At 62.1% G+C, this 19,076-nt stretch carries 18 protein-coding genes and 3 pseudogenes; 10 read left to right on the plus strand and 11 right to left on the minus strand.

All coding sequences use genetic code 11. The features are described 5' to 3' along the window. The first annotated feature begins 205 nt into the window (after window positions 1-205). Window positions 206-1,522, plus strand: a complete 1,317-nt coding sequence (locus tag CYAGR_RS10010; RefSeq protein ID WP_043327000.1) for a gluconeogenesis factor YvcK family protein — start codon at window positions 206-208, stop codon at window positions 1,520-1,522. A 247-nt stretch (window positions 1,523-1,769) separates the two neighbouring features. Then, on the plus strand, window positions 1,770-3,050 hold the full coding sequence (locus CYAGR_RS18870; RefSeq protein ID WP_216593344.1) for a class I SAM-dependent methyltransferase: 1,281 nt from the start codon (window positions 1,770-1,772) through the stop codon (window positions 3,048-3,050). Between the two features lie 396 nt (window positions 3,051-3,446). Here CYAGR_RS18870 and CYAGR_RS19620 read toward each other — a convergent pair whose 3' ends face one another. The 3 genes from CYAGR_RS19620 to CYAGR_RS10020 all read right to left on the minus strand — a co-directional run bounded on the left by CYAGR_RS19620 (window position 3,447) and on the right by CYAGR_RS10020 (window position 5,429). Further along, window positions 3,447-4,121 carry a glycosyltransferase family protein gene (locus CYAGR_RS19620; protein WP_015109693.1) on the minus strand — a complete coding sequence of 225 codons (675 nt, stop codon included), beginning with the start codon at window positions 4,119-4,121 and terminating at the stop codon, window positions 3,447-3,449. Window positions 4,122-4,206: 85 nt separating this feature from the next. Next, a complete protein-coding gene (locus CYAGR_RS10015; RefSeq protein ID WP_015109615.1) occupies window positions 4,207-5,103 on the minus strand; it encodes an IS3 family transposase in 897 nt (298 codons plus the stop codon). Further along, window positions 5,100-5,429, minus strand: a complete 330-nt coding sequence (locus tag CYAGR_RS10020; protein WP_015109616.1) for a transposase — start codon at window positions 5,427-5,429, stop codon at window positions 5,100-5,102. The genes CYAGR_RS10015 and CYAGR_RS10020 overlap by 4 nt, the downstream gene beginning before the upstream one ends. 477 nt (window positions 5,430-5,906) lie before the next feature. Between CYAGR_RS10020 and CYAGR_RS17215 the strand changes: the two are divergent. Further along, a pseudogene (locus tag CYAGR_RS17215) lies at window positions 5,907-7,010 on the plus strand (glycosyltransferase WbsX family protein). Between the two features lie 68 nt (window positions 7,011-7,078). On the opposite strand, the gene CYAGR_RS17220 reads toward CYAGR_RS17215, so the two are convergent. Then, window positions 7,079-8,167, minus strand: coding sequence for a rhamnan synthesis F family protein (locus tag CYAGR_RS17220; RefSeq protein ID WP_245552660.1), 1,089 nt, complete (start codon window positions 8,165-8,167; stop codon window positions 7,079-7,081). Between the two features lie 499 nt (window positions 8,168-8,666). Here CYAGR_RS17220 and CYAGR_RS10025 point away from each other — a divergent pair. Then, window positions 8,667-9,572: pseudogene (locus CYAGR_RS10025) on the plus strand (IS5 family transposase). A gap of 408 nt (window positions 9,573-9,980) precedes the next feature. Here the strand turns inward: CYAGR_RS10025 and CYAGR_RS10030 are convergent. The 3 genes from CYAGR_RS10030 to ndhC are packed head-to-tail and all read right to left on the minus strand — an operon-like array spanning window position 9,981 to window position 11,719. Continuing rightward, window positions 9,981-10,592 carry an NAD(P)H-quinone oxidoreductase subunit J gene (locus tag CYAGR_RS10030; protein WP_015109695.1) on the minus strand — a complete coding sequence of 204 codons (612 nt, stop codon included), beginning with the start codon at window positions 10,590-10,592 and terminating at the stop codon, window positions 9,981-9,983. Further along, window positions 10,585-11,343 (minus strand): NADH-quinone oxidoreductase subunit NuoB, encoded by a 759-nt coding sequence (gene nuoB / locus CYAGR_RS10035; protein WP_015109696.1) that lies wholly within the window; start codon window positions 11,341-11,343, stop codon window positions 10,585-10,587. Before nuoB ends, CYAGR_RS10030 begins: the two co-directional genes overlap by 8 nt. A 13-nt stretch (window positions 11,344-11,356) precedes the next feature. After that, the gene (gene ndhC, locus CYAGR_RS10040) at window positions 11,357-11,719 is read right to left on the minus strand and encodes a photosynthetic/respiratory NAD(P)H-quinone oxidoreductase subunit C (RefSeq protein ID WP_015109697.1); all 363 of its coding nucleotides are present in this window, start codon (window positions 11,717-11,719) and stop codon (window positions 11,357-11,359) included. Window positions 11,720-11,862: 143 nt separating this feature from the next. On the opposite strand from ndhC, the gene CYAGR_RS10045 reads away from it, so the two are divergent. The 6 genes from CYAGR_RS10045 to CYAGR_RS10070 all read left to right on the plus strand — a co-directional run bounded on the left by CYAGR_RS10045 (window position 11,863) and on the right by CYAGR_RS10070 (window position 14,147). Beyond that, window positions 11,863-12,273 (plus strand): rubredoxin, encoded by a 411-nt coding sequence (locus tag CYAGR_RS10045; protein ID WP_015109698.1) that lies wholly within the window; start codon window positions 11,863-11,865, stop codon window positions 12,271-12,273. Next, the gene (locus CYAGR_RS10050; RefSeq protein ID WP_015109699.1) at window positions 12,273-13,313 is read left to right on the plus strand and encodes a photosynthesis system II assembly factor Ycf48; all 1,041 of its coding nucleotides are present in this window, start codon (window positions 12,273-12,275) and stop codon (window positions 13,311-13,313) included. Before CYAGR_RS10045 ends, CYAGR_RS10050 begins: the two co-directional genes overlap by 1 nt. 99 nt (window positions 13,314-13,412) lie before the next feature. Next, entirely contained in the window at window positions 13,413-13,667 is a 255-nt protein-coding gene (gene psbE / locus CYAGR_RS10055) for a cytochrome b559 subunit alpha (protein ID WP_015109700.1), read from the plus strand. Then, entirely contained in the window at window positions 13,664-13,801 is a 138-nt protein-coding gene (gene psbF, locus CYAGR_RS10060; RefSeq protein WP_015109701.1) for a cytochrome b559 subunit beta, read from the plus strand. The genes psbE and psbF overlap by 4 nt, the downstream gene beginning before the upstream one ends. Window positions 13,802-13,808: 7 nt before the next feature. Continuing rightward, entirely contained in the window at window positions 13,809-13,928 is a 120-nt protein-coding gene (gene psbL / locus CYAGR_RS10065) for a photosystem II reaction center protein PsbL (protein WP_015109702.1), read from the plus strand. A gap of 18 nt (window positions 13,929-13,946) precedes the next feature. Then, window positions 13,947-14,147, plus strand: coding sequence for a photosystem II reaction center protein J (locus CYAGR_RS10070; protein ID WP_015109703.1), 201 nt, complete (start codon window positions 13,947-13,949; stop codon window positions 14,145-14,147). 118 nt (window positions 14,148-14,265) lie between these two features. Here the strand turns inward: CYAGR_RS10070 and hisS are convergent, their stop codons facing one another. The 4 genes and pseudogenes from hisS to CYAGR_RS10090 form a co-directional block, all read right to left on the minus strand. Then, the gene (gene hisS, locus CYAGR_RS10075; protein ID WP_015109704.1) at window positions 14,266-15,567 is read right to left on the minus strand and encodes a histidine--tRNA ligase; all 1,302 of its coding nucleotides are present in this window, start codon (window positions 15,565-15,567) and stop codon (window positions 14,266-14,268) included. Window positions 15,568-15,612: 45 nt separating this feature from the next. Then, window positions 15,613-16,641, minus strand: coding sequence for an NAD-dependent epimerase (locus tag CYAGR_RS10080; RefSeq protein ID WP_015109705.1), 1,029 nt, complete (start codon window positions 16,639-16,641; stop codon window positions 15,613-15,615). Further along, a complete protein-coding gene (locus tag CYAGR_RS10085) occupies window positions 16,638-17,513 on the minus strand; it encodes a UDP-glucuronic acid decarboxylase family protein (RefSeq protein ID WP_245552661.1) in 876 nt (291 codons plus the stop codon). The genes CYAGR_RS10080 and CYAGR_RS10085 overlap by 4 nt, the downstream gene beginning before the upstream one ends. Before the next feature lie 66 nt (window positions 17,514-17,579). After that, window positions 17,580-18,993, minus strand: a pseudogene (locus CYAGR_RS10090) (nucleotide sugar dehydrogenase). Between the last annotated feature and the right edge of the window lie 83 nt (window positions 18,994-19,076).

Consider the following 19,076-nt stretch of genomic DNA (forward strand, 5'->3'; position numbering starts at 1 on the left):
CGAGGGGGCCCCGTGGGCCCGGCTCCCATCCTGGCGTTTCAGGACGGGCTTTTCATCCGTACAGTTCCGTTGGTCTGTGCCGCGTCGCCACGCCCTGCCCTTGACGGTTCGAGGCCCCGCTGCGAACGCCCGCCGGCGCCGGGGCGGCTCCCGCCCGGGGCGCCCCCGCTGGGTGGGCCGCGGCGACCTGCGTCAGCAGGACCTGATGAGCCGCTCAAGGCGGGCGGCTCGCTGGCTGCAGCCGGGCCTGGTGGTGAAGCGCTGGATGATCACCTCGGGCCTGGGCCTGGTGATCGCCCTGCTGGGGGCGGCGGTGTGGGCCGACCTGCAGCCGATCTACTGGACCCTGGAGACGATCCGCTGGGCCCTGAACCGCCTCACCCAGGTGATGCCCCGCGGGATCACCGGCCCGCTGGTGCTGCTGATCGGCGCCGCCATGATCTGGCTCGGCCAGAGCCGCAGCTTCGGCGCCATCCAGCAGGCCCTGGCCCCGGAGAAGGACACATTATTGGTGGATGCCCTGCTGGCCCAGCGGCGGCTGAACCGGGGCCCCAACATCGTGGCCATCGGCGGCGGCACGGGGCTGGCCACCCTGCTGAGCGGCCTGAAGCGCTACAGCAGCAACCTCACCGCCATCGTCACGGTGGCCGACGACGGCGGCAGCAGCGGCGTGCTGCGACGCGAGCTGGGGGTGCAGCCCCCCGGCGACATCCGCAACTGCCTGGCGGCCCTGGCGCGGGAGGAGCCCCTGCTCACCCGCCTGTTCCAGTACCGCTTCAAGGCCGGCAGCGGCCTGGAGGGCCACAGCTTCGGCAACCTGTTCCTGAGCGCCCTGACGGCGATCACCGGCAGTCTGGAATCGGCGATCATCGCCAGCAGCCGGGTGCTGGCGGTGCAGGGGCAGGTGGTGCCCGCCACCAACGCCGACGTGCGCCTCTGGGCCGAGCTGGAGAACGGCGAACGGATCGAAGGAGAATCCCAGATCGGCCATGCCCCCTGTCCGATCGTGCGGCTGGGCTGCACGCCGGAGCGGCCGCCGGCCCTGCCACGAGCCCTGGAGGCGATCGCCAACGCCGAACTGATCGTGCTCGGCCCCGGCAGCCTCTACACCTCCCTGCTACCGAATCTTCTGGTGCCCGAGCTGGTGAGCGCCATCAGCGCCAGCAAGGCGCCGCGGCTGTACATCTGCAACCTGATGACCCAGCCCGGCGAAACCGATGGGCTGGACGTGGGCGGCCACCTGCGGGCGATCGAAGCCCAGCTGGCGAGCCTGGGGGTGGAGCAGCGCCTGTTCACGGCCGTGCTGGCCCAGGAGGAGCTGGATGATTCCAGCCTGCTCGATGTGTACCGGCTGCGGGGCGCCGAACCCGTCACCTGCGACACCACCCAGCTGGAGGGCCAGGGCTATGAGGTGATCCTGGCGCCGCTGCAGGGCAGCCGGCCCAGTGCCACCCTGCGCCACGAACCGCGAAGCGTGGCGAAGGAAGTGATTCGGTTCTACCGGAAACACCGGAGGGATTGAGCTGCCCTTGGCCAGGATGACAGGGGTTCACAATCGATGCGGCTTACCCCCCTAAGTCTTTATTTCATGATGTTACCCGAGCCCGCTCCATAGGCACATCACAAGTTCCTGTCTTCCCCGCGTAGGCGAACCAAGAAACGAGAGAGAGGGCTACCCGAACTGGCACGAGTGAGAATATTGCCGCAGCAAGAGGTCACCCACAAAGTCAAAGCAGCTTTCACATGACGGCAACTCTATCGTCAGCTTCTTGCCGTTCCGAGATAACGATGATACTGTTCTCACTACTGCTTATCCAAGCATGGCTGGCATAAACACCAATGTCCTTGTCGTTGTAGCAAATTACGACTTCTCAAGAAATGCAGATCGCATGAGGAGGCGCTTCTCTTCAAGGTTTCCCACCCTTTTAGTGGATGCATCATCGCCATCGCCACCCAAATCCCCGAGCATAACTATCCCAAATACCTATTACACAGGACTATGGAATGAAGCAGTACGACTTGCACTTGAACGTGAAACCGAATGGCTGCTTTTTGTCGCGTCCGACGTTCTTATAAGAGAATGGAAAAGAGTAAGCGATTTAGTCACAGATGTCATACGTGATTCCGCGATTGGAGTTTATACCTCTTCCCTGAGCGGCAACTCACGGGTGGCATTTAAAAGCACCCTATGCCATAAAACAAACCGCCTGCGAAGATGTGGCTTGGTAGAAGGGTTTGCTTTCCTCGCTCGAACGAAGATTCTCAAGGAGTTATATCCAGTTCCTGCGTCCAATAAATATGGATGGGGCATAGACATAGTTACCTGCGAGAAGGCCAAGCAGTTAGGCTACCAAGTAGTGACCGATGACCGAGCCGTGATGATGCATCCAAAGTCAAAGGCTCAACATCAGATAGATGAAGTAGTCGCCCGCGAGATGTCATATGCATATGCTGAGTCGATGGGATTCTCAAGAGAAGTCATTGATCATACATATGAGATGACGCAAAGACCATCTTATAGGTTTCATCACCGGAATCTGTCCATGCAAAGAAGCCTGGATCTCGGCTGCGGAGTTCGTCCAAAGAACATCTACTCGGCAGACGAGCTTTATGGGATTGACCTATCCCCACAACTATCAGACGAACAGGTGCATATCCGAGTGGCCGATCTTGCTATCGAGCCCATCCCATGGCCCGATGAGTATTTTGATGTGATAACCGCATTTGACTTTATTGAGCACATACCCCGGTTAGCCTTCGTTCCCGAGAGGCGACATCCATTCATATCTCTTATGAATGAGATATGGAGATGCCTAAAACCAGACGGAATTTTCCATTCGCTTACCCCGGCCTACCCAGCCAAGGAGGCCTTTCAGGATCCAACCCATGTCAATATCATCACAGAAGATACTTTTAGCTTTTATTTCTGTGGACCAAGGTGGGCAGAGATGTATGGGTTCAATGGAAGTTTCCTTCTAGAGAGTCAGGAATGGGAAGATGAATGCAAACTGAAGACAGTTATCAGAAAGGTTACTGCGTTCAACTCATGACAGTAATCCGGTCAGGATGCATGCGGCAAGACTATGCATTTCCTCAGAGTCTCAGATGACTGACAGTTTGACTGGGTTAAGTTATTAAGACATCCATTGCACCGCGTTCTTGCCCCATCAACATGGTAGGCAACCGCTTGGCAATTCCGATTGAGCTGGTTTTCGCTTGGGTCGACGTGTTCAATCCAAGAATGGTCTTCTGAGGCAACGCCAACACCGTCACAGCATGGAGTAACCTGCTGGCGGTATGTTTCGTAGATTCGGATTGACCATCAGCATGGAAACTCACGAACCCACTCTCAATGCAGCTTGTACCTTTGAGAACAGAAGACATTACCCCTGCAGAATGGTTGGTTTTACTAGATGCCCACCTACATCGCTATTGATCAAGATAGACTACGTCTTTAAGTTCAGTGCGCTTCTAAGTCTAGGGTAGACAGCCGCGATTCTGCAGTAAACAAGTGTGATCATGGCAAGCAGCATTGGTCGCTTCGTCTTCCAATACGTCCACGTCAGAGCCAAGGCGCCAGTGAATCCATCGTTTTTCATGGAAGCCGAGGTTCCCCCTCCCAAGAAAACAGTAATCGTAAGGGGGATATATCCGTAACCTCCACTCGTCCAGGCTCGAATATTGTAATCCCAATCAGCTGTTACACGAAAGTCCGGATTATAGGGCGGACGACGACCGCGCGCATATCGACCTCGGTAGAAGATAGCTTGGTGGCAGATATTCCGCCTTAGCAGCTTCGCGAAGTTGAACTTCCCATCATAGACGGCTCCACCCTTGGCCCACCCTGCATCACCGTCAATCAGCACGCTCCCGTAATATGCCTGCCTCCAAAAGCAGAAACTCGATGCCTTGATAGACTTGCTGGCGACTTCTAATACGGATGGATCGGCTAGACGGTCGTCGTGACCGAGAAAGAGGACCCAAGTTCCAGTGGATTGAGCCAAAGCCACATTCATGGCTCGGTAGATGCCCTTGGCACCCATATCCTGCAAGAACCGAACCTGGACAGTGTCGCCGGCAAGTCGCTTTACATCGTGGCTGCCTTTCGAAAGAGAATCCATGATGATCACCTCCCAATCAGAAAAGCTCTGCTTATAAATACTCTGCAGGCAGCATGTGGGGTTCCCCCGATTTCGTGGACAGCGATCAGGGGGTCACAAAGGTGAGTGTAGATGCAGCGATGAACCGCTGCTCGTAGTCGATCGGGCTCAGGTAACCGACCGTTGAATGGCGGCGCTCGCGGTTGTAGTAGCCCTCGATCCAGAAGGCCAGATCGCGCTGCAGCTGCTGCGGTGAAATTAGGACTGCCCGATCGTCATCGAGGTCCAGTTCCAATTTGAGGGTGGAGAAGAAGCTCTCCACCACCGCGTTGTCCCAGCAGCATCCCTTGGCGGACATGCTGCAGAGGATCCCGTGTTTGGCCAGCCGGTCGCGGTAGTCGCTGGCCCGGTACTGGCTGCCCTGATCCGTGTGGATCAGCAGCTGCTCCGGCTCCACCTGCCGGTGGCCGAGGGCCCGGTTGAGGGCCTCGATCACCAGGGCGGCATCCATGCGTTGATTCAGCGTCCAACCCACCACACGGCGACTGAACAGATCGATCCACACCGCCAGGTATCGCCAGCCGGCGCTGGTGCGGATGTAGGTGATGTCGCCGGCCCAGCAGCGGTTCGGGGCCGGGGGCTGGAAGTCCTGCTGCAGCAGGTTCTCCGCCACCCCAGCGGCTCCGCTGCTGGCCCTGCTGCAGGGCCGGAACGCCTTTCGGGTCCTGGCCCGCAGATCGGCACGACGCATGAGCCGAGCGACACGGTGGCGTCCCACCGGGTGGCCGGCTGCGCGCAGTTCCTGGTGGATCCGAGGCGAGCCGTAGAAGCCCCGGTGCTCGCCGAACACCGCCTGGATCTCAGCGGTGAGTCGGGCGTTCTCAGCCGCTCGCTTTCCCGGCGCCTCGTGCCGCTGCCGCCAGGCGTAGAACCCACTGCGGGCCACGCCCAGTTGCCGGCACAGCCAGGAGATGGAATGCTGATCAGCGAGCTGGTCGATCAGGCGAAACCTCTCGGCGGCAGCTGCTCCTTGGCAAAGTGCGCTGCCGCCAGCCTGAAAAAATCCTTCTCCCTCCTGAGCTCGCGGTTCTCCTTGCGGAGCCGGCTGAGTTCAGCGCGCTCCTCACTGCTGAGCAGGCCCTGGTCCCTGGGTCCGGCCTGGCCGCGATCCATGCGGGCCTGCCTCACCCAGCGAGCGAGGCTGCTGGAGGGAAGGCCAAGCCGCTGGGCCACGGCATTGCAGGAGAGGCCCTCCTGCAGGCAGAGCTCCACGGCCTCCACCTTCTGCTGCGCCGTGAATCGGCGCCGAGTCTTGGTTGGGTTGGTCATCGATGGACAGTCTGGTGGTCATGGCGTGACCCTTGTCGACTTGTCCTCAGAATCGGGGGAAGCCCAATGCGAGGCGATCAATGCTTGGATTATATGTAGGGACAATGATGCTGAAGAATGGGGCATGCATCATTTCAAAGGCAGTGAGTGAATGAAAGTCTTGTCATGCAACTAGGGCCTAGAGCAGCCGGAATTACGAATGGCACCCTTTCGGAGAATGGCGACGGGCAGAGGTGGAATTCTCTAGGTGCCTGGGAAAGGAAAGCTGGAGCAACACAAGCATGCATTCCCAGAAAGGCTTCCGCTAATAATCAAGCCTAACATCAGCAACCCAGAGACCACGCCACTAGAGACATTCCATTGGTCCTATGACAACGCGGGGGTAGAGCCGGGTTCAAAGCTAAGGGCATGAATACCTTGCGGGATCAACCTCGAACTGACAATACTGGTCTAAAGCCTATGATACGACTGTAAGACATGAGCGCTGCAGTGAAGGGTCCCAAGGCCATTGCCTTTTATCTTCCCCAGTACCACCCGATCCCGGAGAATGATGAATGGTGGGGCAAGGGATTCACGGAATGGAGGAATGTGGCAAGAGCGAGACCGCTATTCAGGGATCACTACCAGCCCCACCTTCCGGCAGATCTTGGCTTTTACGACCTACGCTTGCCTGAAGCGCGTCAAGCCCAGGCTGATCTTGCAAGAGCCTATGGTATCCATGCCTTCTGTTACTACCATTATTGGTTCAACGGACGAAGGGTTCTATAAAGACCATTCGAAGAAGTCCTCTCTTCAGGTGAACCAGACTTCCCGTTCTGCCTCTGCTGGGCTAATGAAAACTGGACTAGACGGTGGGACGGATCTGAAAACGAGATCCTTCTAGAGCAGATCTATTCTACTGAGGATCATATCGAACACTTTTTGTCACTGGTTCCAGCGCTGAAGGATCGCCGCTACGTGCGGATCAATGGAAAGCCGCTGTTTCTAATTTACAGGATATTCGCACTCCCGGATCCACAAGAAGCAGCAAAGACTTGGAGATACATAGCCAAGCAAGAGGGGATCGGAGAGCTATACCTTGCCTATGTTCAGTCACATGGCACGGCCCATGTAGACCCAGCATCAATTGGGATGGATGCAGCTGTGGAGTTTCAACCTTCATGGCCCCAGTCTTATTCGGCTGCTCGAATGCATCCCAATTTACGTGAGCGGATCAAGGGGAAGCTGAAAAAGGAATCGCCCGCAAAAAGATTACATTACGTGTATGACTACGAAGAGCTCGTATCGGAAGCACTGACCAGCTCAGCTCAGCCCTATGCTCGTTTCCCTTGCGTAACACCATCATGGGACAACACGGCTAGGCGCAAGTGGGGTGGAGTTATTTTTCAGAACTCAACGCCAAAAGCCTATGGAAGGTGGCTAAAAGAGACGATCAGTCTTCTACCTTCATTAAATCTACCAGAACCTGTAATCTTCATCAATGCATGGAACGAGTGGGCTGAGGGAAACCACCTGGAGCCAGATGAACGATGGGGCAGAAGATATCTTGAGGAAACCCTAAAGGGGCTGACCAACAGCTAAAGCCCCCTCTTCAATTGGGAGGGCATCACTCATCATCAGTACATATCACTCTTACGCTGAGTTTTTCATCACCTCACGCGAAAGAACCGAAACAGCTTCATTAGTCGCGATTGGTTCATAAACTGGATTTGAAGTCTCAGTGCCTCAAGCTCTTTTCTCATGCGTCGCAAGTCTTCTCTATATTCCACTAAGGCGTCAGTATATTTCTGATGAACGAGATGAGCTGGTGAAGAGTCCAGGACTTCCTTGTTGCCTGCATAACGAGTCAAGTCCACAGGCAGCAGCCGAAGGCAAGCCCGTGATGGCTCACTTTCCAAAGTCGGCGGAAAGAGAATACCAACATCTGTATCATTAGAAGCAAGAAGATAGGGGCTGCAACGCTCAGCAGCATGAAGAAATGTACCATCAATTGGAATTGGCTCATCGGGATACCTACCTTCTTGAAGAAAGAAGGGGGTGAATGGCAAAAAGGATTTCGTGCTACCCCAGAACATATTACCTGCCGGGAATATCAGTGGTGCTAAGAGCTTTGCTTGGTCGATTCCAAGTTCTTGGAGTATTATGGAGGCAATAATTAGGTTTTGCTCATCACCCCAACCAAAACGGCTGACAACCTTATGAGGCCTTGGGAAAAGAGCTCCTAGCTCAAGACATGCCATCTGAGCGAGCAATGCATTGCATTCTTCTGATGAGGAGGGGATGAGGCAGCAAAAGATGTCCTCGGACCACTGAGTGCCTGCATCCTGATCGGTGCCGGATCGCTCTACATAGCCGAGATCTTCCCAATGTTTACTCCTTTTAAGGTGTACCTTCAGAAAGAAATCGTATGAGGAGCCGCACTCATCCAGAACGCGCCAAAAGGGAAGGACATCACGTCCTCGGTTTGGGAAGACCTTGACGAGAAGCTTGCAGTCGCTTGCCATTGTGTCAGCATGAATAGCTTTAATCTTCTTCGCCTTCTCCTCGGAATCGGTGGTAATGACTTGGTCATGAAAGAATGCCTTCTGTCGCAAGCTTGACAAGAAGGAAGCTAGACCGTCTAGATTGTAGGCATGAAGTATCAGCAAGATCTTCTGGCCTAGAACACCTCGAATAGGTCCATCGACAAGGAGCCGTCTCGGGAGGGAAGATTGTTCCAAGGCCTCCCAATCAGGCATAAGGGTAGGCAACCCATGCTCTGAGAAGATCTGAAGATACGGGCTGATATCCAAGAGTGAGGGGCTAAGGAGTTGCCGGTCAGAAGAGCCCACAATCAAGCGGGGTTCAGTAGAGCCGTCGCTGTAAAGAGGCCATCAGCATGAACCATGCACTTGATGGAAGACCGGCTGCTCATATCCATCTCTAGAAGCCTTCCTAGCCTAAGCCATCGTTAGAGGTTTGGGATGGGGTTGGGCATCAAGGGGCAAAGCCGAACCTGCTCACTGACGATTATACGCTCCCTGCCCTTCATGGCTGATCGGAGGGAAATGCTGAGTGCAGCGAAGAGGAATAATTCAAGTAATGGAAGCGATTAGGGAGACTCTGGAAAAGCCGCCCCTTCACGTGACAATGGCCTTGTGACCGCAGGTAAGGACCGGGTTCACGGGTGGCAAGCAGCTCGGGTTCGGTGACTACGAGCAATCCACGGCCAAGAAGCGCACCAAACGTGAGCGTTTTCTGGCTGAGATGGAAGCGGTTGTGCCGTGGAAGGCACTCATCGATCTGATCGAGCCTCACTACCCCAAAACAAGCTCCAAAGGCGGACGCCCGGCCTATCCGCTGGCCACCATGCTGCGGATCCACCTGATGCAGCAGTAGTACTCACTCAGCGATCCAGCGATGGAGGATCCCCTGATTGAGGTGCCCACCATGCGCCGTTTCGCAGGGATCGAGATGATCAGCGACCGGATTCCTGACGAGACGACGATCCTGGCGTTTCGGCACCTGCTGGAGAAGCACAATCTGGGCGATCAGATCTTTGAGACGGTGAAGGCCCACCTCAAGGCCAACGGCATGGCCATGAAGCAGGGAACGATCATCGATGCCACCTTGATCGCGGCTCCCAGCTCCACCAAGAACAAGAAGGGTGAAAGGGATCCGGAGATGCACCAGACAAAGAAGGGCAACCAGTGGTATTTCGGAATGAAGGTCCACATCGGCGTGGATAAGGACTCAGGCCTCATCCACTCAGTGGAGACCACGGCCGCCAACGTGCATGACCTCACACCAGCAGCTGAGCTGCTCCATGGTCAGGAGACTGTCGTCTACGCCGATGCCGGCTACCAGGGGATCGAGAAGCGACCCGAAATGAAAGGGAAGGGCATCGGTTTCCGTGTTGCGATGCGTCCAGGAAAGCGACGGGCTCTGCCCGACACACCCGAGGGGCGACTGGAGGATCTGGTCGAGACCGCGAAAGCGCACATCCGTGCCAAAGGTGAGCACCCGTTCCGCGTGATCAAACGGCAGTTCGGATTTCAGAAGACCCGGGTGCGGGGCCTGCTCAAGAACCGCTGTAAGGTAAAAGTGCTGGCAGCCCTTACGAACCTATTCATGGTGCGTCATGAACTGCTATGCAGGACATGATCAAGGGAGTGGTGTGCCCATTGCGAACAAGGTCGTCCTCCATGGAAGGCATAAATCACCTAACAGAGGTGAAATCAGGCCCATTCAAGCCTGATCTGCAATGCGGTGGACCATCCCAAACCTTTGGGGGCCTGAACCTTGACTTGCGAGCTTGTTGCCCAGAGCTTCCTTAGGAGCATAAAGCTGCAATCGTGTAATACCTATGTTACTCAGTAGCACGAATGCGCGCTCGCTGGAGACGGACAGAATATCTCACCTACTACTTAAGGACTTGAAGCAAAGAAAATAAGTACAAAGTAGCAAGTACAAGTAGCCGAGACCCTACTGCAAACCACTGCGGCTTTCAGCCGATGTCAGCAAAGCTCTTGCTCATAGGCGTTTCACAGAGATGGGCCTTCTCGATCAGGATCAATAGGCATCCTGCATCTCATAGAAATCGGGCTGCACGTAATCCTTCCGCAGCGGCCAGCCCTTCCAGTCCTCCGGCATCAGCAGCCGCTTGGGATGGGGATGGCCCTCGAAGCTGATGCCGAACATGTCGAAGGTTTCGCGCTCCTGCCAGTCGGCGCCGCGGAACAGGCCGTAGAGGCTGGGGATGGTGAGGGCCCCATCCCGGGGCAGGAACACCTTCAGGCGCACCTCCTGGGGATGGGCCTCCGCCGGCAGGGGGCCGCTGGCATCGGCGAGCGCCGCCAGCTGCTCCACCATGGCCGCCATCTTCACCAGGTGATAGAAGCTCACCAGCCGGCCGCCGGGACCTTCGTCGTAGCCGCCCTGGCACTGCAGATAATCGAAGCCGGTGGCCTTCAGGGCCGTGGCCACCAGGGGCAAGGCCGAGGCATCGACACCCAGCATCTCCACACCTTCATGGTCGGGGCCGAGGGCGGTGGTGTCGAAACCCTGGCTGGCCAGCCAGGTGGCCACGGGCCCAGGGGCGGGGCCTTCGATGGCCGCCGGGGCGGCGGCTTCGATCGCGCCGGTGTCCGCCGGATCCGGTGTGGCGGGGGTCTCCTCAGGCATCGGTGGCAGGGGCGGAGGGGGGGGTGGAAACGGCTTCGGCGCTGGCGGCGGCGGCCACAGGCAGGCCCGCAGCAGCAGCAAGGGCGGCCTGCTGGGTTTCGGCCCGCAGGTAGGCGCCTGTGACGATCGGATCGATCCGCTTCATCTGGTGGGGGATCGTGCAGTAGCGGTGGGTGGGACGCAGGTTGCCGCGCTCGGCCAGGGCTTCGTTGCCCACCTTCTTGCGCAGCTTGATCACCGCATCGAAGATCGCCTCGGGCCGTGGCGGACAACCCGGCAGGTAGAGATCGACCGGGATCAGCTTGTCGACCCCGCGCACGGCCGTGGTGGAGTCGGCAGAGAACATGCCGCCGGTGATGGTGCAGGCCCCCATGGCGATCACGTACTTGGGCTCCGGCATCTGCTCGTAGAGCCGCACCAGGGCCGGCGCCATCTTCATCGTCACCGTGCCGGCCACGATCAGCAGATCGGCCTGGCGGGGGCTGGAGCGGGGCACCAGGCCGAAGCGGTCGAAGTCGAAGCGGGAGCCGATCAGGGCCGCGAACTCGATGAAGCAGCAGGCCGTGCCGTAGAGCAGCGGCCAGAGGCTGCTGAGCCGGGCCCAGTTGTGGAGGTCGTCGAGGCTGGTGAGAATGATGTTCTCGGAGAGGTCGGCGGTGACGCCGGGGGCGCCCACGGGGCCGCAGCTGGCCTCGCGCAGATCGCGCAGGGCGTCGACGGAGAGGGAGCCGGCAGGGGGGGTGAGGGTCATGGTGGGGGTGTGCTCAGCTCCACTCGAGAGCGCCCTTGCGCCAGGCATACGCCAAGGCCAGCACCAGGATGGAGATGAAGATCAGAGCCTCGATGAAGGCCAGCAGCCCGAGACGGTGAAAGGCCACCGCCCAGGGGTAGAGGAAGACGGTCTCGACATCGAAGATGACGAAGACCAGGGCAAACATGTAGTAGCGGATGTTGAACTGGATCCAGGCGCCGCCGATCGGCTCCATCCCCGACTCATAGGTGAGCTGACGCTCCCCCTGGCGGCTTTTGGGCGCCAGCAGCTTGTTGGCCACCAGCGCCAGCACCGGAACCGCCGCCGAAATCAGCAGGAAGCCCAGAAAGGCGTCGTAGCCGGAGAGCACGAACATCGGCAGACCCAACCTGGCGCGCATTCTGCCACCTGCCTCCGGGGGCGGCGGTCGCCGGGGCGACCGGCCCGGCCGGCCGGCCGAAGGGGCCGCTGGGCCCGGGGTCGCCCTCGATAGAGTCCTCTGGTATGGCCAGGCACGGGATGAGCACGGAACCGCCGACGGAGACACCCACCGAAGAGTTCCCCACCGGATCCGCCGGCACCATCGGCGAGGCGGCCGAACCCGTCGCGGAGGACCCTTCCAGCCACCGCTTCGAGTGCCGCAGCTGCGGCTTCGTCTACGACCCGGCCGAGGGGGTGAAGAAGCTGGGGATCCCCGCCGGCACCTCCTTCCTCGACCTCGATCCGGTCGGTTTCCGCTGCCCGGTCTGCCGCAGCCGGGTGGGGGCCTTCAAGGACATCGGCCCGCGCAACAAGCCCAGTGGCTTCGAGGAAAACCTCAACTTCGGCCTCGGGGTGAACCGCCTCACCCCCGGCCAGAAGAACGTGCTGATCTTCGGGGGGTTCGCCCTCGCCTTCGCTTTCTTCCTCTCCCTCTATTCCCTGCGTTGATGCCTGCGCCCCTTCCGGCTCTGCCGTCCTTCCTGCGCCCGCTGCGTCCCCTGCTCGGCCTGGCGCTCTCGCTGGTGCTCGCCCTAGGGCTCACGGGCTGCGTCACCACCGGCCTGCCCACCGCCGCCGCCAGCCCCTGGCAGGCGGTTCCCCTGGACACCCGCTCCAACCCCCTCGACGTGGCCTTCAGCAGCGCCGACCACGGCTTCCTGGTGGGCAGCAACCGGCTGATCATGGAAACCGACGACGGCGGTGCCAGCTGGCAAGAGCGCGCCCTCGACCTGCCCGAAGAGGAAAACTTCCGGCTGATCAGCATCGACTTCAGCGGCCCTGAGGGCTGGATCGTGGGCCAGCCCGGCCTGCTGCTGCACAGCGACGATGCCGGCAGCAGCTGGAGCCGGCTGCTGCTCGACACCAAGCTGCCCGGCGAGCCCTATGTGGTGACGGCCCTGGGGCCGAAGACCGCCGAACTGGCCACCAACGTCGGTGCGGTGTACCGCACCACCGATGCCGGCTCCAGCTGGCAGGCCCTGGTGGGCGATGCCGCCGGCGCCATCCGCGACCTGCGCCGCAGCGCCGACGGCGACTACGTCAGCGTCAGCAGCCTGGGGAACTTCTTCGCCACCTGGGAACCGGGCCTGCCCGCCTGGCAGGTGCACCAGCGGGTCAGCAGCCAGCGGCTGCAGTCGATGGGCTTCCAGCCCGACGGCCACCTCTGGATGGTGGCCCGGGGCGCCCAGCTGCGCTTCGACGGCGACCCGAGCACCGCCGAAAGCACCGAAAGCGGCGACTGGAGCAAGCCCGTGATCCCGATCACCAACGGCTACGGCTACCTCGACATGGCCTGGGATCCCCGCGGCGCCATCTGGACCGGCGGCGGCAACGGCACCCTGCTGGTGAGCAACGATGCCGGCGCCAGCTGGCAGCGGGATCCGGTGGGCAGCGAACAGCCCACCAACTTCTCCCGGATCGTCTTCGCCCCCGATGGCAAGGGCTTCGTTCTGGGGGAGCGGGGTGTGCTGCTGCGCTGGGTGGGTTGAGGTCGGGGGCCAACTGCATCCCTCTGTAACCAACCCCCCGACCCGCTCCCGCCAGCCGCTGGCCGACCCCTAGGATTGCCGGGCTGAACGCTTGTTGCTATGGCTGCCGGCTCCACAGGGGAACGCCCGTTCTTCGAGATCATCACAAGCATCCGCTACTGGGTCATCCATGCGGTAACCCTGCCGGCCATCTTCCTGGCGGGCTTCCTGTTCGTGTCCACCGGCCTGGCCTACGACGCCTTCGGCACGCCCCGCCCGGATGCCTACTTCCAGGCCCAGGAAACCAAGGCTCCCGTCGTGAGTCAGCGTTACGAGGGCAAGAGCAGCCTTGATCTGCGCCTCCAGGAACCATGACCCAGTCCACCGCCCCCACCACGCCGCGCAATTACCCGATCTTCACGGTGCGCTGGCTTTCCGTCCACGCCCTCGGTATTCCCACGGTCTTCTTCCTGGGTGCCCTGGCGGCCATGCAGTTCGTCCGTCGCTGAGACATCCATGCAGCGCAATCCCAACCCCAACAACCTGCCGGTCGAGCTGAACCGCACCAGCCTCTATCTCGGGCTGCTGTTTGTGTTCGTCATCGGCATCCTCTTCTCCAGCTACTTCTTCAACTGATCGGGAGGCACCCCATCCATGAGCGGCAAGAAATCCTCACTTCCTGACGGCCGGATCCCCGACCGCCTTCCCGACGGCCGCCCGGCCGTGGCCTGGAAGAGCCGGTGGACCGAAGGGGTCCTGCCGCTCTGGATGGTCGCCACCGCCGGTGGCATGGCCGTGATCTTCGTGGTCGGCCTGTTCTTCTACGGCTCCTACGTGGGTGTCGGCTCGGCCTGATCGAATGCCGTCGGCCGCGCGCCGTCCCCACGAATCTCCTCAGCGGATCCCCAGGGATCCGCTTTTTGTTGGCCATGGGTTGGCGGCCCTGCTCTGGCCCTGATCAACGGTGGGCGCTTCAGCCCTGCCGCTTCAGCTGATCCGGCGGCAGCGCCAGGAACGCCTCCCGGCTCAGCACCCGATCCCCTGACCCAGCCTCGGCATCGAGGGGCAGCAGCCTCACCTGGCCGGCCCCGGCCTCCTCGTCACCCAGCAGCAGGGCCCAGCGGGCACCGCTCCGGCGGGCCCGCTTGAGCTGCTTGTCGAAGCCGGCGCCGCTCAGATCCAGCTGCACGGCCAGCGGCGCCCCGGGGCGCTGGCGGCAGCGACGGGCGAGCTCCAGGGCGCAGGCCTCGCCCAGGGCCCCCCGGTTCACCACGTAGATGTCGGGCTGGGCGGCCGTCACCGGAGCCTGTGTTCCCGCTTCCATGGCCTGGCTGAGCAGCAGCACCAGCCGCTCCATGCCGAGGGCCCAGCCGATGGCGGGCGTGGCGGGGCCGCCCAGCTGCTCCACCAGGCCGTCGTAGCGCCCTCCGCCGCACACGGTCGCCTGGGCCCCCAACTGGCTGCTGGTGATCTCGAAGGCGGTGTGACCGTAGTAATCGAGGCCCCGCACCAGGCGCGGGTTGAGCTCGAAGGGGATGGCGAGGGCCTCCAGGCCCTGGCGCACCCGCAGGAAGCGTTCATGGCTCTCGCCGCTGAGGGCATCGGCCAGGGTGGGGGCTCCGGCCAGCAGGGCCTGGGTGTCGGGATTCTTGGAATCGAGCACCCGCAGGGGGTTGGTGGTGATCCGCTGCTGGGAATCGGGATCCAGACGGTCCCGATGGGCCTCCAGCCAGGCCACCAGTTCGGCCCGGTAGCGCTGCCGGTCCTCGGGACTGCCCAGGGAGTTGAGCTCCAGGGACAGGCCGCCCACCCCCAGGTCCATCAACAGATCCCAGGCGATGGCGATGGCCTCCACATCGCTGCGGGGATCGCCGTGACCGAGGAACTCCAGGCCGATCTGGTGGAACTGCCGCTGCCGGCCGGCCTGGGGCCGCTCGTAGCGGAACATCGGCCCTCCGTACCAGAGCCGCTGGGGTCCCTGGGCCACCAGGCCATGCTGGATGGCGGCCCGCACCACCGAGGCGGTGCCCTCGGGCCGCAGGGTGCAGTTGCGGGCGCCCCGATCCTCGAAGCTGTACATCTCCTTGCCCACCACGTCGGTGGCCTCGCCGATGCCCCGGGCGAACAGCTCGGTCACCTCGAGCAGGGGCGTGCGGATCTCCTCGACGGCGGCCCGGCGGAAGTGCTCCCTGGCGGTGGCTTCGATCCGCTGCCAGAAGGGGGTCTGACCGGGCAGCAGGTCGACCATGCCCCGCAGGCTCTGGAGCGGTTTCAAGGCGGTGCGGATCGGCAGCGATCCATTGTGCCCGAAGGGCTCGGCTCAGACGCCGTGGAAGGCGCGGTACCAGGCAGCGAAGCGCCCGATTCCCACCTCGATCGCCGTGGAGGGCCGGAACCCCACCCAGGACTCCAGGGCGCTGGTGTCGGCCGCGGTGGCCGGCACGTCCCCGGGCTGCATGGGCTGCAGATCCCTGATCGCCGGGCGTCCGAGGGCCTGCTCGAGCAGCTCGATGAACCGCAGCAGGGGTACGGGCCGGGCGTTGCCGATGTTGAAGATCCGGTGGGGAGCGGCGGCCGTGGCCGGATCCGGGTGCAGCGGATCGAAGGCCGGATCCGCCGTGGCGGGCTTGTCGAGGCAGCGGATCACCCCCTCGACGATGTCGTCGATGTAGGTGAAATCCCGCTCCATGCGGCCCTGGTTGAACACCCGGATCGGTTCACCCGCCAGGATCGCCCGGGCGAACAGCATCGGTGCCATGTCGGGCCGCCCCCAGGGGCCATAGACGGTGAAGAAGCGCAGGCCCGTGGCCGGCAGACCGTAGAGATGGCTGTAGGTGTGAGCCATCAGTTCGTTGGCTTTCTTGGTGGCCGCGTACAGGCTCACCGGATGGTTCACCGGATCCTGTTCCGAGAAGGGCATGTGCCGGTTGCCGCCGTAGATCGAACTGCTGGAGGCATACACCAGATGCTCCACCTCCCCGTGGCGGCAGGCCTCGAGGATGGTGCCGAAGCCCACCACGTTGCTCTGGATGTAAAGCGATGGGTTCTCCAGCGAGTGGCGCACACCGGCCTGGGCCGCCAGATGCAGCACCCGGTCCGGCCGCTCGGCGGCGAACAGGGCCGCCACCCCTTCGGCATCCACCAGATCGAGGCGATGGAAGCGGAAAGCCCCCGCCGGAGCCAGACCCTCGAGCCGCTCCAGCCGCGCCTGTTTCAGGGCCGGGTCGTAGTAGGCATTGAGGTTGTCGAGCCCGATCAGCCGCTCACCGCGGGCCAGGAGCTGCTCGGCCACAGCCCCTCCAATGAAGCCGGCGACCCCGGTGACGAGGATCGGTGCCTTCGCCGTCAACGACCCGGCCGCATCCGTTCACGGAAGTAGGCGATGGTGGGCTCCAACCCCTCGTCCAGGCTCACCTTCGGCTCCCAGCCGAGCTGTTCGCGGGCCAGGTCGATCACGGGCTGGCGCTGCAGGGGATCATCCTGGGGCAGGGGCTGGGTGGTGAGCTCCAGGGAGGGCTGAATCCGGTCCCGGACCTTCTCGGCCAGCTGGCGGATGGTGAACTCCCCGGGATTGCCGATGTTGATCGGGCCGGTGTGCTCCCCGTTCATCAGCCGGATCATGCCCTCGATCAGGTCATCCACGTAGCAGAAGGAGCGGGTCTGGCTGCCGTCGCCGTAGAGGGTGAGCGGCAGACCCTGCAGCGCCTGGACGATGAAGTTGCTCACCACCCGGCCGTCGTCGGGGAGCATGCGGGGGCCGTAGGTGTTGAAGATGCGCATCACACGGATCTCGGTATCGTGCATGCGCTGGTAATCGAAGCAGAGCGTCTCGGCGATCCGCTTGCCCTCGTCGTAGCAGGAGCGGATGCCGATCGTGTTGACGCAGCCTCGGTAGCTCTCGGGCTGCGGATGGATCTCCGGATCGCCGTAGACCTCGCTGGTGCTGGCCAGCAGCAGCCGGGCCCCGACGCGCCGCGCCAGCCCGAGCATGTTGTAGGTGCCGAGGAAGCTGGTCTTGGCGGTCTTGATGGGATTGAACTGGTAGTGCACCGGCGAGGCCGGGCAGGCCAGGTGCCAGATCCGGTCCACCTCGAGCCGGATCGGCTCGGTGACGTCATGGCGGATCAGCTCGAAGCGCGGATGGCCGATCCACTGCCGCACGTTCTCCTTGCGGCCGGTGAAGTAGTTGTCGAGGCAGATCACCTCCTCGCCGGCCTCCATCAGCCGGTCGAGGAGATGGGATCCGAGGAAGCCGGCCCCGCCCGTGATCAGATTGCGCCGCGTCACTCAGCCCTCACCCACCCGCCAGACGTTAAGACCCGCCGCCCGGGCGGCAGCGGCATCGGCGATGGCCCTGGCATCAAACAGCCAGGCCGGGCGTCGCATCACCGCCGCGATCGCCCCCCAGTCCAGCCGGGCATAGTCACGCCACTCGGTGAGGATCAGCAGGGCATCGGCGCCGGCGGCCGCCTCCAGGGGCGATCCCGCCGTCTGCCAGCCGCCGTCGGCCGGTGAGGCGGGCTGGCCGAGATCCTCGGCGATCTGGGCGGCTGACACCTTGGGATCCACGATCGCCAGGCGGGCCCCCTCCTCGATCAGGTTCTGGCAGATGCGAATGGCGGGGGCCTCCCGGGTGTCGTTGGTGTCCGCCTTGAAGGCGAAGCCCAGCACGGCGATCCGCTTGCCGGTGACGGTGCCGAACAGGCGCTGCACCACCAGCCGGGCGATGCGGTCCTGCTGCCAGGTGTTGAGGGTCACCACCTGTTCCCAGTAGCCCGCCACCTCCTCCAGCCCGTAGTGGCGGCAGAGGTACACCAGGTTGAGGATGTCCTTCTGAAAGCAGCTGCCGCCGAAGCCGGGACCGGCCTGCAGGAACTTGGCGCCGATCCTGGAATCGGTGCCGATGGCGCGGCCCACCTCGCGCACGTCGGCCCCGGTGGCCTCACACAGGGCGGCAATGCTGTTGATCGAGGAGATCCGCTGGGCCAGATAGGCGTTGGCGGTGAGCTTGGAGAGCTCGCTGCTCCAGAGATTGGTGCGCAGGATCCGTTCCTGGGGCACCCAGGTGCCATAGATCCCGGCCAGGGATTCGATCGCCGCAGGTTCCTCGCCGCCGATCAGTACCCGGTCGGGGGCTTCGAGGTCGGCGATCGCCGTGCCCTCGGCCAGGAATTCGGGATTGGAGAGCACCGCGAAGGTCTTGGCTTGCCTGCGATCGCCCTCCGGGCGGTTCTGCTGGGCGGCCCCCAGGATCGCCTTCACCGTCTCGGCGGTGCGGACCGGCAGGGTGCTCTTCTCGACCACGATCGTGTGGCCCCGGGCGGAGGCGGCCACCTGGCGGGCCGAGGCCTCGATCCAGCGCAGGTCACTGGCCTGGCCGGCCCCCACGCCCTTGGTCTTGGTGGGGGTGTTCACGGAGAGGAACACCATGTCGGCCGCAGCGATGGCCGCATCGACTTCGGTGGTGAAGTGGAGGTTGCGCCCCCTGGCCCGGCCCACCACCGCATCCAGCCCGGGCTCGTACACCGGCAGGCGAGACAGATCCGGGTCGTTCCAGGCGGCGATCCGCTCGGCATTGAGATCGACCACCGTGACCTGAATCCCGGGACAACGGTCGGCGATCACGGCCATCGTCGGCCCCCCCCACGTAACCCGCTCCGATGCAACAGATGGTGCGAATCGGCGGTTGGGCCGGGTCCATGGGGGATGGCAGTGCTGCGGGGAGGTTACCGCCATTACCTGGCTTTGGCCGTGGCCATGGCCGGGTGATGGCGGTGGCGGCTC

The organism is Cyanobium gracile PCC 6307, assembly GCF_000316515.1.
Classification (GTDB): domain Bacteria; phylum Cyanobacteriota; class Cyanobacteriia; order PCC-6307; family Cyanobiaceae; genus Cyanobium; species Cyanobium gracile.

Bases quoted from the DNA above. Each gene is read 5' to 3' on its own strand.
- psbF (WP_015109701.1), top strand. From the start codon at position 13,664: ATGACCCAGTCCACCGCCCCCACCACGCCGCGCAATTACCCGATCTTC.
- CYAGR_RS10070 (WP_015109703.1), top strand. From the start codon at position 13,947: ATGAGCGGCAAGAAATCCTCACTTCCTGACGGCCGGATCCCCGACCGC.
- CYAGR_RS10085 (WP_245552661.1), bottom strand. From the start codon at position 17,513: ATGGAGGCCGGCGAGGAGGTGATCTGCCTCGACAACTACTTCACCGGC.
- CYAGR_RS10020 (WP_015109616.1), bottom strand. From the start codon at position 5,429: ATGACCAACCCAACCAAGACTCGGCGCCGATTCACGGCGCAGCAGAAG.
- ndhC (WP_015109697.1), bottom strand. From the start codon at position 11,719: ATGTTCGTGCTCTCCGGCTACGACGCCTTTCTGGGCTTCCTGCTGATT.
- CYAGR_RS10030 (WP_015109695.1), bottom strand. From the start codon at position 10,592: ATGCCTGAGGAGACCCCCGCCACACCGGATCCGGCGGACACCGGCGCG.
- nuoB (WP_015109696.1), bottom strand. From the start codon at position 11,343: ATGACCCTCACCCCCCCTGCCGGCTCCCTCTCCGTCGACGCCCTGCGC.
- CYAGR_RS19620 (WP_015109693.1), bottom strand. From the start codon at position 4,121: ATGGATTCTCTTTCGAAAGGCAGCCACGATGTAAAGCGACTTGCCGGC.
- psbE (WP_015109700.1), top strand. From the start codon at position 13,413: ATGGCTGCCGGCTCCACAGGGGAACGCCCGTTCTTCGAGATCATCACA.
- CYAGR_RS10010 (WP_043327000.1), top strand. From the start codon at position 206: ATGAGCCGCTCAAGGCGGGCGGCTCGCTGGCTGCAGCCGGGCCTGGTG.
- psbL (WP_015109702.1), top strand. From the start codon at position 13,809: ATGCAGCGCAATCCCAACCCCAACAACCTGCCGGTCGAGCTGAACCGC.
- CYAGR_RS10045 (WP_015109698.1), top strand. From the start codon at position 11,863: ATGAGCACGGAACCGCCGACGGAGACACCCACCGAAGAGTTCCCCACC.
- CYAGR_RS17220 (WP_245552660.1), bottom strand. From the start codon at position 8,167: ATGCCTGATTGGGAGGCCTTGGAACAATCTTCCCTCCCGAGACGGCTC.
- CYAGR_RS10050 (WP_015109699.1), top strand. From the start codon at position 12,273: ATGCCTGCGCCCCTTCCGGCTCTGCCGTCCTTCCTGCGCCCGCTGCGT.